Source organism: Stutzerimonas chloritidismutans AW-1, from assembly GCF_000495915.1.
Classification (GTDB): Bacteria; Pseudomonadota; Gammaproteobacteria; order Pseudomonadales; family Pseudomonadaceae; genus Stutzerimonas; species Stutzerimonas chloritidismutans.
In genome coordinates this window covers 63,138-74,774 of the sequence record NZ_AOFQ01000041.1, presented here as the reverse complement: position 1 = coordinate 74,774, position 11,637 = coordinate 63,138, and the positions used below count along the sequence as shown (strand labels likewise).

The 11,637-nt window shown below is 54.6% G+C and carries 10 protein-coding genes, 6 tRNA genes and 3 rRNA genes; all 19 read left to right on the top strand.

From position 1 onward, the window contains the following. Window positions 1–282, top strand: a 16S ribosomal RNA gene (locus F753_RS38330); the annotation flags it as partial. A 91-nt stretch (window positions 283–373) separates the two neighbouring features. Next, window positions 374–450, top strand: a tRNA-Ile gene (locus F753_RS38325). Between the two features lie 30 nt (window positions 451–480). Further along, window positions 481–556, top strand: a tRNA-Ala gene (locus F753_RS38320). 253 nt (window positions 557–809) lie between these two features. Next, window positions 810–3,700: ribosomal RNA gene (locus F753_RS38315) — 23S ribosomal RNA — on the top strand. Window positions 3,701–3,833: 133 nt separating this feature from the next. Then, window positions 3,834–3,949, top strand: a 5S ribosomal RNA gene (gene rrf / locus F753_RS38310). Window positions 3,950–4,068: 119 nt separating this feature from the next. After that, complete coding sequence (gene birA / locus F753_RS38305) at window positions 4,069–5,016, top strand: bifunctional biotin--[acetyl-CoA-carboxylase] ligase/biotin operon repressor BirA (RefSeq protein ID WP_023445640.1); 948 nt, start codon at window positions 4,069–4,071, stop codon at window positions 5,014–5,016. Next, window positions 5,013–5,750, top strand: a complete 738-nt coding sequence (locus tag F753_RS38300; RefSeq protein ID WP_023445639.1) for a type III pantothenate kinase — start codon at window positions 5,013–5,015, stop codon at window positions 5,748–5,750. The genes birA and F753_RS38300 overlap by 4 nt, the downstream gene beginning before the upstream one ends. A gap of 24 nt (window positions 5,751–5,774) precedes the next feature. After that, window positions 5,775–6,446 carry an SPOR domain-containing protein gene (locus tag F753_RS38295; protein WP_023445638.1) on the top strand — a complete coding sequence of 224 codons (672 nt, stop codon included), beginning with the start codon at window positions 5,775–5,777 and terminating at the stop codon, window positions 6,444–6,446. A gap of 141 nt (window positions 6,447–6,587) precedes the next feature. Further along, window positions 6,588–6,672, top strand: a tRNA-Tyr gene (locus F753_RS38290). Between the two features lie 25 nt (window positions 6,673–6,697). Further along, window positions 6,698–6,771 (top strand) — tRNA-Gly (locus F753_RS38285). A gap of 26 nt (window positions 6,772–6,797) precedes the next feature. Further along, window positions 6,798–6,873 (top strand) — tRNA-Thr (locus tag F753_RS38280). 84 nt (window positions 6,874–6,957) lie between these two features. Then, on the top strand, window positions 6,958–8,151 hold the full coding sequence (tuf, locus tag F753_RS38275) for an elongation factor Tu (protein WP_023445637.1): 1,194 nt from the start codon (window positions 6,958–6,960) through the stop codon (window positions 8,149–8,151). Window positions 8,152–8,202: 51 nt separating this feature from the next. After that, window positions 8,203–8,278, top strand: a tRNA-Trp gene (locus tag F753_RS38270). 42 nt (window positions 8,279–8,320) lie between these two features. Beyond that, window positions 8,321–8,689, top strand: a complete 369-nt coding sequence (gene secE, locus F753_RS38265; protein WP_014821639.1) for a preprotein translocase subunit SecE — start codon at window positions 8,321–8,323, stop codon at window positions 8,687–8,689. Between the two features lie 9 nt (window positions 8,690–8,698). Continuing rightward, window positions 8,699–9,232 (top strand): transcription termination/antitermination protein NusG, encoded by a 534-nt coding sequence (gene nusG, locus F753_RS38260; protein WP_014821638.1) that lies wholly within the window; start codon window positions 8,699–8,701, stop codon window positions 9,230–9,232. A 110-nt stretch (window positions 9,233–9,342) separates the two neighbouring features. Further along, complete coding sequence (gene rplK, locus F753_RS38255; protein WP_003280820.1) at window positions 9,343–9,774, top strand: 50S ribosomal protein L11; 432 nt, start codon at window positions 9,343–9,345, stop codon at window positions 9,772–9,774. Further along, window positions 9,774–10,469, top strand: a complete 696-nt coding sequence (rplA, locus tag F753_RS38250; RefSeq protein ID WP_023445635.1) for a 50S ribosomal protein L1 — start codon at window positions 9,774–9,776, stop codon at window positions 10,467–10,469. Before rplK ends, rplA begins: the two co-directional genes overlap by 1 nt. Before the next feature lie 191 nt (window positions 10,470–10,660). Continuing rightward, the gene (gene rplJ, locus F753_RS38245) at window positions 10,661–11,161 is read left to right on the top strand and encodes a 50S ribosomal protein L10 (protein WP_003280824.1); all 501 of its coding nucleotides are present in this window, start codon (window positions 10,661–10,663) and stop codon (window positions 11,159–11,161) included. Window positions 11,162–11,235: 74 nt separating this feature from the next. Then, window positions 11,236–11,604 (top strand): 50S ribosomal protein L7/L12, encoded by a 369-nt coding sequence (gene rplL, locus F753_RS38240; protein WP_003293014.1) that lies wholly within the window; start codon window positions 11,236–11,238, stop codon window positions 11,602–11,604. Window positions 11,605–11,637 lie beyond the last annotated feature (33 nt).

The following is an 11,637-nucleotide window of genomic DNA, read 5'->3' as shown; positions in this document are numbered from 1 at the left end:
AAGCCGCGAGGTGGAGCTAATCCCATAAAACCGATCGTAGTCCGGATCGCAGTCTGCAACTCGACTGCGTGAAGTCGGAATCGCTAGTAATCGTGAATCAGAATGTCACGGTGAATACGTTCCCGGGCCTTGTACACACCGCCCGTCACACCATGGGAGTGGGTTGCTCCAGAAGTAGCTAGTCTAACCTTCGGGGGGACGGTTACCACGGAGTGATTCATGACTGGGGTGAAGTCGTAACAAGGTAGCCGTAGGGGAACCTGCGGCTGGATCACCTCCTTAATCGAAGACTTCAGCTTCTTCATAAGCTCCCACACGAATTGCTTGATTCACTAGCGAAAAGCGATTGGGTTTCGACCCGAGAGAGACGATTGGGTCTGTAGCTCAGTTGGTTAGAGCGCACCCCTGATAAGGGTGAGGTCGGCAGTTCGAATCTGCCCAGACCCACCAATTGTCATGGGATGTGGCCGATCTGTAGATGGGGCCATAGCTCAGCTGGGAGAGCGCCTGCTTTGCACGCAGGAGGTCAGCGGTTCGATCCCGCTTGGCTCCACCATTAACTCGAAAATCGCTGAAAGCTCAGAAATGAGTGCTGCTTGCGCATCCTGTGATGTGTGAGGGTATTGATTTCTGGTCTTTGCGCCAGAACTGTTCTTTAAAAATTTGGGTATGTGATAGAAGTAGATTTGAGTGGTCACTTTCACTGGTGATTATTCAAGTCAAGGTAAAATTTGCGTGTTCTCTATGCAAATTTTCGGCGAATGTCGTCTTCACGTTATAGGCAGTAACCAGATTGCTTGGGGTTATATGGTCAAGTGAAGAAGCGCATACGGTGGATGCCTTGGCAGTCAGAGGCGATGAAAGACGTGGTAGCCTGCGAAAAGCTTCGGGGAGTCGGCAAACAGACTTTGATCCGGAGATGTCTGAATGGGGGAACCCAGCCATCATAAGATGGTTATCACACACTGAATACATAGGTGTGTGAGGCGAACCAGGGGAACTGAAACATCTAAGTACCCTGAGGAAAAGAAATCAACCGAGATTCCCTTAGTAGTGGCGAGCGAACGGGGATTAGCCCTTAAGCTTCTTTGATTTTAGCGGAACGCTCTGGAAAGTGCGGCCATAGTGGGTGATAGCCCTGTACGCGAAAAGGTCTTAGAAGTGAAATCGAGTAGGACGGAGCACGAGAAACTTTGTCTGAATATGGGGGGACCATCCTCCAAGGCTAAATACTACTGACTGACCGATAGTGAACCAGTACCGTGAGGGAAAGGCGAAAAGAACCCCGGAGAGGGGAGTGAAATAGAACCTGAAACCGTATGCGTACAAGCAGTGGGAGCCTACTTTGTTAGGTGACTGCGTACCTTTTGTATAATGGGTCAGCGACTTATTTTCAGTGGCGAGCTTAACCGAATAGGGGAGGCGTAGCGAAAGCGAGTCTTAATAGGGCGTCTAGTCGCTGGGAATAGACCCGAAACCGGGCGATCTATCCATGGGCAGGTTGAAGGTTAGGTAACACTGACTGGAGGACCGAACCGACTACCGTTGAAAAGTTAGCGGATGACCTGTGGATCGGAGTGAAAGGCTAATCAAGCTCGGAGATAGCTGGTTCTCCTCGAAAGCTATTTAGGTAGCGCCTCGTGTATCACTGCTGGGGGTAGAGCACTGTTTCGGCTAGGGGGTCATCCCGACTTACCAAACCGATGCAAACTCCGAATACCAGCAAGTGTCAGCACGGGAGACACACGGCGGGTGCTAACGTCCGTCGTGAAAAGGGAAACAACCCAGACCGTCAGCTAAGGTCCCAAAATCCTGGTTAAGTGGGAAACGATGTGGGAAGGCTTAGACAGCTAGGAGGTTGGCTTAGAAGCAGCCACCCTTTAAAGAAAGCGTAATAGCTCACTAGTCGAGTCGGCCTGCGCGGAAGATGTAACGGGGCTCAAACCAGGTACCGAAGCTACGGGTTCAACGCAAGTTGAGCGGTAGAGGAGCGTTCTGTAAGCCTGTGAAGGTCAGTTGAGAAGCTGGCTGGAGGTATCAGAAGTGCGAATGCTGACATGAGTAACGACAATGCGAGTGAAAAACTCGCACGCCGAAAGACCAAGGGTTCCTGCGCAACGTTAATCGACGCAGGGTGAGTCGGTCCCTAAGGCGAGGCTGAAGAGCGTAGTCGATGGGAAACGGGTTAATATTCCCGTACTTCTAGTTACTGCGATGGGGGGACGGAGAAGGCTAGGCCAGCAAGGCGTTGGTTGTCCTTGTTTAAGGTGGTAGGCAGAGATCTTAGGTAAATCCGGGATCTTAATGCCGAGAGCTGATGACGAGCTTTCTTTTAGAAAGCGAAGTGGTTGATGCCATGCTTCCAGGAAAAGCCTCTAAGCTTCAGGTAACTAGGAACCGTACCCCAAACCGACACAGGTGGTTGGGTAGAGAATACCAAGGCGCTTGAGAGAACTCGGGTGAAGGAACTAGGCAAAATGGCACCGTAACTTCGGGAGAAGGTGCGCCGGTGAGGGTGAAGTATTTACTACGTAAGCCCATGCCGGTCGAAGATACCAGGCCGCTGCGACTGTTTATTAAAAACACAGCACTCTGCAAACACGAAAGTGGACGTATAGGGTGTGACGCCTGCCCGGTGCCGGAAGGTTAATTGATGGGGTTAGCGCAAGCGAAGCTCTTGATCGAAGCCCCGGTAAACGGCGGCCGTAACTATAACGGTCCTAAGGTAGCGAAATTCCTTGTCGGGTAAGTTCCGACCTGCACGAATGGCGTAACGATGGCGGCGCTGTCTCCACCCGAGACTCAGTGAAATTGAAATCGCTGTGAAGATGCAGTGTATCCGCGGCTAGACGGAAAGACCCCGTGAACCTTTACTATAGCTTTGCACTGGACTTTGAATTTGCTTGTGTAGGATAGGTGGGAGGCTTTGAAGCGTGAACGCCAGTTCGCGTGGAGCCAACCTTGAAATACCACCCTGGCAACTTTGAGGTTCTAACTCTGGTCCGTTATCCGGATCGAGGACAGTGTATGGTGGGTAGTTTGACTGGGGCGGTCTCCTCCTAAAGAGTAACGGAGGAGTACGAAGGTGCGCTCAGACCGGTCGGAAATCGGTCGTAGAGTATAAAGGCAAAAGCGCGCTTGACTGCGAGACAGACACGTCGAGCAGGTACGAAAGTAGGTCTTAGTGATCCGGTGGTTCTGTATGGAAGGGCCATCGCTCAACGGATAAAAGGTACTCCGGGGATAACAGGCTGATACCGCCCAAGAGTTCATATCGACGGCGGTGTTTGGCACCTCGATGTCGGCTCATCACATCCTGGGGCTGAAGCCGGTCCCAAGGGTATGGCTGTTCGCCATTTAAAGTGGTACGCGAGCTGGGTTTAGAACGTCGTGAGACAGTTCGGTCCCTATCTGCCGTGGACGTTTGAGATTTGAGAGGGGCTGCTCCTAGTACGAGAGGACCGGAGTGGACGAACCTCTGGTGTTCCGGTTGTCACGCCAGTGGCATTGCCGGGTAGCTACGTTCGGAAGAGATAACCGCTGAAAGCATCTAAGCGGGAAACTTGCCTCAAGATGAGATCTCACTGGAGCCTTGAGCTCCCTGAAGGGCCGTCGAAGACTACGACGTTGATAGGTTGGGTGTGTAAGCGCTGTGAGGCGTTGAGCTAACCAATACTAATTGCCCGTGAGGCTTGACCATATAACACCCAAACAATTTGGTTGTTAGACGGAAAGTCGACAAACAGACCGAAAATCTGCACGAACACGCAATACCGATTCATCACATACCCGATTGGCTGCAGCGGCTAAACCCCGAGGCAGCAACTGAATTGCTTGACGACCATAGAGCGTTGGAACCACCTGATCCCTTCCCGAACTCAGTAGTGAAACGACGCATCGCCGATGGTAGTGTGGGGTCTCCCCATGTGAGAGTAGGTCATCGTCAAGCTCCTTTCCCAAACCCCCGACCCGCGTAAGCTGGTCGGGGGTTTGCTTTTGGGCGATTTAAAGACTGTGATAGGCACCTGTCGTTGGTGTCGCTATCATTCGGCCTCTTTTGGGGGTGGCATGTATAGGCTGTTAGCGTTACTTCAGGATGGGCGCTTTCATTCGGGGCGTGAACTGGGGGAGGCACTCGGCATAAGTCGCAGTGCGGTCTGGAAGCACCTGCAACGTATTCAGGCTGACGCAGCGCTTAACCTCTATAAAGTCCCCGGGCGTGGGTACCGCTTGGCGGAACCTCTTTCGCTGCTCAATCATGAGGCGCTCGCGCAGCAACTGGAGCAGATTGGGTGGTCGCTGCATCTTTACGACTCGATTGACTCTACGAATGCTCAGGCATTGCGGCTCCTGCAGATCGTGCCAGCTCCTTTTTTGGTTCTTGCAGAGGCTCAGTCTGCTGGTAGAGGGCGGCGCGGTCGTAGTTGGGTGAGTCCTTTCGGGCAGAACCTTTATTGCAGCTTGGCTATAAAGGTGCAGGGCGGTGCTAGTCAGCTTTCTGGTATGAGTCTGGTGGTCGGGCTGGCGGTAATGCAGATGCTACATCAAGTCGGCATCTCGCAAGCGGGCGTCAAGTGGCCTAACGACGTATACGTTGATGGCCGCAAGATCGCAGGGATTCTGCTTGAGCTGACTGGCGACCCGGCGGATGTATGTCACGTAATTATCGGCATCGGCATCAATGTCAATATGATTGAGGCGGCGGGAATAGATCAGCTTTGGACATCCGTTAAAGAGCATGCAGGTATGGTTGATCGAAACGAGTTACTGCTGACATTGGCCGCCACCCTTAGACAAAATTTGGAGCGGCATGCCCAGGTCGGGTTTGCTGCGATGAAGGGTGAGTGGGAATCTAACCATGTCTGGCAAGGCCTGAAATGCACGCTGAGTACCGGGTCTCAAGATTGCTCGGGCACGGTCTTGGGCGTCGATGATCAAGGCGGGCTCAGGATGATGATTGATGGGGGGGTGCGCTCCTTCAGTGGTGGTGAGCTAAGTTTGAGGCTTGATCAATGATTCTCGAGCTCGACTGTGGCAATAGCTTGATCAAATGGCGGGTGTTGCAAGTAAGCGGTGATGTTGCGGCTCAGGGCGCTTCTGTATCGGCCGTGGACCTCCTTAGTGCGCTCTCTGGCCTGACTGGCGTAAAGATTGAGCGTGCGCGGCTAGTTAGCGTTCGTAGCGATCTCGAGACTGAAGAGCTGTGTTCGTGCATCTCCAGTGCATTGTTCATTGACGTACAGCGCGCTCTACCAGCGCCTCGGCTTGGTGGCGTAGTGAACGGGTACCTCGAGTACGACCGTTTAGGGATGGACCGTTGGTTGGCCATGGTTGGCGCGTTCCAGTTGGAGCGCCGGGCAATGGTGGTAATCGACCTGGGGACGGCGGTCACGGTTGACTTCGTTGATGCAGAGGGCGGCCATCTGGGGGGCTACATTTGCCCAGGGATTTCTCTTCTTAGGCAGCAGTTGACTACCCATACCCGACGCATCAGCTATACGGCAGAAGAAATCCCAATGATGCAAGGTGAGCCTGCGCCTGGGCGAAGCACCGTCCAGGCGGTTGAGCGGGGGTGCTTTCTGATGCTGCGTAGTTTTGTTGCTTCGCAAGTCCTGGCGGCCAGCGACTATCTGGGGGCTGACTTTTTAATCTACTCCACCGGTGGCGACGCAACGCTGATCGACGATATGGTCGGGGTTAGGCGGGTTCCGGATCTGGTCTTTCGCGGGCTGGCGATTGCTTGTCCCTAGCGTCACATAGAAGGTCGAGCCTGCATGCGTTGGTTATTTTTCCTGTTGGTGCTGTTGAACGTATTCTTCTGGGTGCAGCATCAGTATCAGTCACCCGTGCGCATCAAGGAGGTGGTGCCTCTTGATGCTTATGACCGGCCGAAGCCCAACATCACTCTGCTTAGTGAATCCTCTCCTTCGAGCCGTAAAGACGCTGGGCAGCCGGCGTCGTCCGACGGTGGCTGCCTATTTCTGGGTGGCTTCGATGAGGAGTCGCCTGCGCTTTCCTTGGAGCAGCGGCTTTTGAGCTTGGATATCCAGTCGGAAATACGACGGATAGATACCGAGGTCGGCGTGGATTATTGGGTGTATCTGCCGCCGCTCGCTTCCAGGCAGGCTTCCCTGCGGCAATTGCGCGAGTTGCAAAGCCGTAATATTGACAGCTACATCATTACCGTTGGTGACTTGGCTAATGGCATTTCACTGGGCATCTTCTCCCGAAAGGATTCGGCAGAGGGCGTAGTGGCGCGCTTAAGCGAGGTTGATTATTCGGCGCTGGTGCGTGAGTTGCCGAGAATGCACTCCAAGTACTGGGTGCAGGTGAGCGCCGCTAGTCGTGATCAATTGGGTGATGGGGTCATGGAAAGCTTGAAAGCAGACATGCCTGCCCTGCAATTTCGCCATATGCCCTGCACTGGCATTGCATCTTCTCAATAGTTTAAATAGAATGGCGCCCGCTTCGCCGTGGGGAATCCAAGATTCCTTGGCAAGGCGGCTGTCAGTAAAGCTAACCTCAAGATTTTTATGAGGAAAAGCTTGACAGTAGGGTGGCAAGTGATGAAAATGCCGCCTCACTTTGGAGGGGTTCCCGAGCGGCCAAAGGGATCAGACTGTAAATCTGACGTCATAGACTTCGAAGGTTCGAATCCTTCCCCCTCCACCAGATTCAAGCGTAGGCTTCGGCGTTCGCGGGTATAGTTTAGTGGTAGAACCTCAGCCTTCCAAGCTGATGATGCGGGTTCGATTCCCGCTACCCGCTCCAGCTTCGGTGGTTGCGCAATGCGATTCGCTCATGTAGCTCAGTTGGTAGAGCACACCCTTGGTAAGGGTGAGGTCAGCGGTTCGAATCCGCTCATGAGCTCCAAACTCCAAAGGCAGATATGTATATATCTGCCTTTGTTTTAATGGTGGCGTGACTAGCTCAATTCAACGATGGGAGACGGTCTCGATGGCTAAAGAAAAGTTCGAACGTAACAAACCGCACGTCAACGTCGGCACCATTGGTCACGTCGACCATGGCAAGACCACTCTGACTGCCGCTCTGACTCGCGTGTGCTCCGAAGTTTTCGGCTCCGCTCGTGTCGACTTCGACAAGATCGATAGCGCGCCGGAAGAGAAGGCTCGCGGTATCACCATCAACACCGCTCACGTAGAGTACGACTCCAATGTCCGTCACTACGCGCATGTTGACTGCCCGGGTCACGCTGACTATGTGAAGAACATGATCACCGGTGCTGCCCAGATGGATGGTGCGATCCTGGTTTGCTCCGCTGCTGACGGCCCCATGCCGCAGACTCGCGAGCACATCCTGCTGTCCCGTCAGGTGGGTGTTCCGTACATCGTCGTGTTCCTGAACAAGGCCGACATGGTCGATGACGCCGAGCTGCTCGAGCTGGTCGAAATGGAAGTTCGTGATCTGCTGTCGACCTATGATTTCCCGGGTGACGACACGCCGATCATCATCGGTTCCGCGCTGATGGCGCTGAATGGCGAAGATGACAACGAGCTGGGCACTACTGCGGTCAAGAAGCTGGTCGAGACTCTGGATACCTACATCCCTGAGCCGGTTCGCGCCATCGATAAGCCGTTCCTGATGCCGATCGAAGACGTGTTCTCCATTTCCGGTCGCGGTACCGTTGTGACTGGTCGTGTTGAGCGCGGCATCGTCAAGGTTCAGGAAGAAATCGAGATCGTTGGTCTGCGTGATACCAGCAAGACCACCTGTACCGGTGTCGAAATGTTCCGCAAGCTGCTCGACGAAGGTCGTGCCGGTGAGAACTGCGGCGTTCTGCTGCGTGGTACCAAGCGTGATGACGTCGAGCGTGGCCAGGTTCTGGCCAAGCCGGGCACCATCAAGCCGCACACCAAGTTCGAAGCCGAAGTGTACGTTCTGTCCAAGGAAGAGGGTGGTCGTCACACCCCGTTCTTCAAGGGCTATCGTCCGCAGTTCTACTTCCGTACCACCGACGTGACCGGTTCGTGCGAGCTGCCGGAAGGCGTTGAGATGGTAATGCCGGGCGACAACGTGAAAATGGTTGTCACCCTGATCAAGCCGATCGCCATGGAAGACGGCCTGCGCTTCGCAATTCGCGAAGGTGGTCGTACCGTTGGTGCCGGCGTGGTTGCCAAGATCGTCGAATAACGATTGATCTGTTTGAAGCGGGTCGGCATAATAGTCGGCCTGACTCTTTCTAGGCCAGTAGCTCAATTGGCAGAGCGGCGGTCTCCAAAACCGCAGGTTGGGGGTTCGATTCCCTCCTGGCCTGCCATTTTCAATATCGAATTTGGCAGTCTTTACAAGGTTCTAGCAGATGAATATCAAAGCTGAAGCCAATGACGCGCGCTTCGATCTGGTGAAGTGGCTTGTTGTGGCTGCTTTGGTGGTGGTTGCTGTGGTTGGTAACCAATACTACTCCGCTGAGCCGATTCTCTATCGTGTCCTTGCAGTGCTGGCGATAGGCGTAGTTGCTGCGTTTGTTGCTTTGCAGACGTCCAAAGGGCGTTCGTTCGCTGTGTTGCTGAAAGAAGCGCGTGGCGAGATTCGCAAGGTCGTCTGGCCGACCCGTCAAGAAACCACGCAGACAACGTTGATCGTTGTTGTTGTTGTTTTGGTGATGGCGCTGCTGTTGTGGGGGCTTGATTCCCTGCTCGGTTGGTTGGTCTCCATGGTTGTTGGTTAAGGGTGTCTCGTGGCTAAGCGTTGGTATGTTGTGCATGCTTACTCGGGTTACGAGAAGCACGTCATGCGCTCTCTTGTTGAGCGTGTCAAGCTTGCCGGCATGGAAGATGAGTTCGGCGAGATTCTCGTTCCCACCGAAGAGGTGGTCGAGATGCGTAACGGGCAGAAGCGCAAGAGTGAGCGAAAGTTCTTCCCTGGTTACGTTCTGGTTCAGATGGAAATGAGTGAGGGTACTTGGCACCTCGTCAAGGATACTCCTCGAGTAATGGGTTTCATTGGTGGTACGGCTGACAAGCCGGCACCCATTACCGATAAAGAGGCCGAGGCTATCCTTCGTCGCGTTGCTGACGGAAGTGACAAGCCGAAGCCGAAGACGCTCTTCGAGCCGGGTGAGGTGGTGCGGGTGGCGGATGGCCCCTTCGCTGACTTCAATGGTGTGGTTGAAGAGGTTAATTATGAGAAGAGTCGGATCCAGGTTGCGGTTCTGATCTTCGGTCGCTCTACGCCAGTAGAGCTGGAGTTCAGTCAGGTCGAGAAGGTTTAACTGAACGAAGCATCCCTCACCCCGCAGTTTCAGGCTGCGGGGTTTTGTCGTCACTGGGATAAATCAGTAATGGGGAGCCGAAAGGCGCTATAACCCGTAATGGAGTAACTATGGCTAAGAAAATTCAAGCTTACATCAAGCTTCAGGTAAAGGCCGGTCAGGCTAACCCGTCGCCGCCCGTTGGTCCTGCCTTGGGTCAGCACGGCGTAAACATCATGGAGTTCTGCAAGGCATTCAATGCCAGGACCCAGGGCCAGGAGCCCGGTCTGCCAACTCCAGTGATCATCACTGTATACAGCGATCGTAGCTTCACCTTTGAAACCAAGAGTACTCCGGCTGCGGTGCTGCTGAAGAAAGCTGCTGGTATCACCAGCGGTTCCGCTCGCCCCAACACCCAGAAGGTCGGCACCGTCACTCGTGCGCAGTTGGAAGAGATCGCCAAAACCAAGCAGGCTGATCTGACTGCTGCCGAAATGGAGGCTGCTGTTCGGACCATCGCTGGTTCCGCTCGCAGCATGGGCCTGAACGTGGAGGGTGTGTAATGGCTAAGTTGACCAAGCGCCAGAAGGCTATCGCCGAGAAAGTCGAAGCCGGCAAGCAGTACGCTTTCGAAGATGCCGCAAAGCTGTTGGCTGAGGTTTCGGCTGTTAAGTTCGCCGAGTCGTTCGATATCGCGATCAATCTGGGTGTTGATCCGCGTAAATCCGACCAGGTCGTTCGTGGCGCAACCGTTCTGCCGAATGGTACTGGCAAGAGCGTTCGTGTTGCCGTGTTCACTCAGGGTCCCGGTGCTGAGGCCGCACTGGCCGCTGGCGCAGATCGCGTTGGTATGGACGAGCTGGCTGCCGAAATGAAAGGTGGCGATCTGAACTATGACGTAGTCATCGCCTCGCCGGACGCCATGCGTGTTGTTGGTCAGTTGGGCCAGATTCTTGGTCCGCGTGGTCTGATGCCAAACCCGAAGGTAGGCACCGTAACTCCAGATGTCGCTACCGCCGTCAAGAATGCCAAGGCTGGTCAGGTACGTTTCCGTACCGACAAGAACGGCATCATCCATACCTCGGTGGGTAAGGTTGGTTTCGAGGCTGGCCAGCTGAAGCAGAACGTCGAAGCGCTGCTTTCGGATCTTAAGCGTCTGAAGCCGTCGACTTCCAAAGGTATTTACGTCAAGCGCGTGACCCTGAGCACCACCATGGGTCCGGGACTGGTCATCGATCAGGCTTCCCTGGAAGCGTAAGGCGACGGCGCCCCTTCGAGGGCGCCTGCAAAGATTGGGGTCCCTGCCTGGCGGGGGCTATCCAAGACCGTAGGCGGCGAAAGCCTTAAACCGCAAGCCTACGCAGAGGTGCTCCCGATTCGTACCGAATCAGACACCAAATCCAGTCCGGTCTCGACCGGATGAAACGGTAACATCCAGGAGTGTAACCCGTGGCAATCAAACTCGAAGACAAGAAGGCCATCGTCGCTGAAGTCAACGAGGCTGCCAAAGCCGCCCTGTCCGCTGTCGTGGCTGATGCCCGTGGCGTGACCGTGGGGGCCATGACCGGACTCCGTAAAGAGGCCCGCGAAGCTGGTGTTTACGTGCGTGTTGTACGTAACACCCTGCTGCGCCGCGCTGTTGATGGCACGCAGTTCGAAGTGCTCAACGACGTGTTCAAAGGCCCGACCCTGATTGCGTTCTCCAACGAACATCCGGGCGCTGCTGCTCGTATCTTCAAGGAGTTCTCCAAGGGTCAGGACAAGTTCGAGATCAAGGCCGCTGCGTTCGAGGGGCAGTTCCTCGCAGCCAACCAGATCGACGTACTGGCAACTCTGCCGACCTACGACGAAGCCATTTCTCAGCTGATGAGCGTTATCCAAGGCGCCACCAGCAAGCTGGCTCGTACACTGGCGGCCGTTCGCGACCAGAAAGAAGCTGCTGCCGCGTAATAGCGTAGATTCTTTCGCAATCACTTTTTGAATTAGATGGCCGTAGGCCGTCACCTAATACAGGAACTAGAGTCATGGCTCTGACCAACGAAGATATCATCAACGCCGTTTCCGAAATGTCCGTGATGCAGGTTGTTGAACTGATCAAGGCAATGGAAGAAAAGTTCGGCGTGACCGCTGCTGCTGCCACCGTTGCTGCTGCTGGCCCGGCTGCTGCTGCTGTCGAAGAGCAAACCGAGTTCACCATCGTTCTGGCTGAAGCTGGCGAAAAGAAGGTCAACGTGATCAAGGCTGTTCGCGAGCTGACCGGTCTGGGCCTGAAAGAAGCCAAGGCTGTCGTTGACGGCGCCCCGGGCGTGGTCAAGGAAGGCGTTTCGAAAGAAGAAGCCGAAGCAGCCAAGAAGACTCTGGAAGAAGCAGGCGCCAAAGTCGAGCTCAAGTAAGCGACGACCTTGCGTCTACAGCCCGAGCGACTC

Excerpts from the sequence above, each read along its gene's own strand:
- F753_RS38295 (WP_023445638.1), top strand. The coding sequence starts at position 5,775 with ATGCGTTGGTTATTTTTCCTGTTGGTGCTGTTGAACGTATTCTTCTGG.
- rplL (WP_003293014.1), top strand. The coding sequence starts at position 11,236 with ATGGCTCTGACCAACGAAGATATCATCAACGCCGTTTCCGAAATGTCC.
- birA (WP_023445640.1), top strand. The coding sequence starts at position 4,069 with ATGTATAGGCTGTTAGCGTTACTTCAGGATGGGCGCTTTCATTCGGGG.
- rplA (WP_023445635.1), top strand. The coding sequence starts at position 9,774 with ATGGCTAAGTTGACCAAGCGCCAGAAGGCTATCGCCGAGAAAGTCGAA.
- rplK (WP_003280820.1), top strand. The coding sequence starts at position 9,343 with ATGGCTAAGAAAATTCAAGCTTACATCAAGCTTCAGGTAAAGGCCGGT.
- F753_RS38300 (WP_023445639.1), top strand. The coding sequence starts at position 5,013 with ATGATTCTCGAGCTCGACTGTGGCAATAGCTTGATCAAATGGCGGGTG.
- secE (WP_014821639.1), top strand. The coding sequence starts at position 8,321 with ATGAATATCAAAGCTGAAGCCAATGACGCGCGCTTCGATCTGGTGAAG.
- tuf (WP_023445637.1), top strand. The coding sequence starts at position 6,958 with ATGGCTAAAGAAAAGTTCGAACGTAACAAACCGCACGTCAACGTCGGC.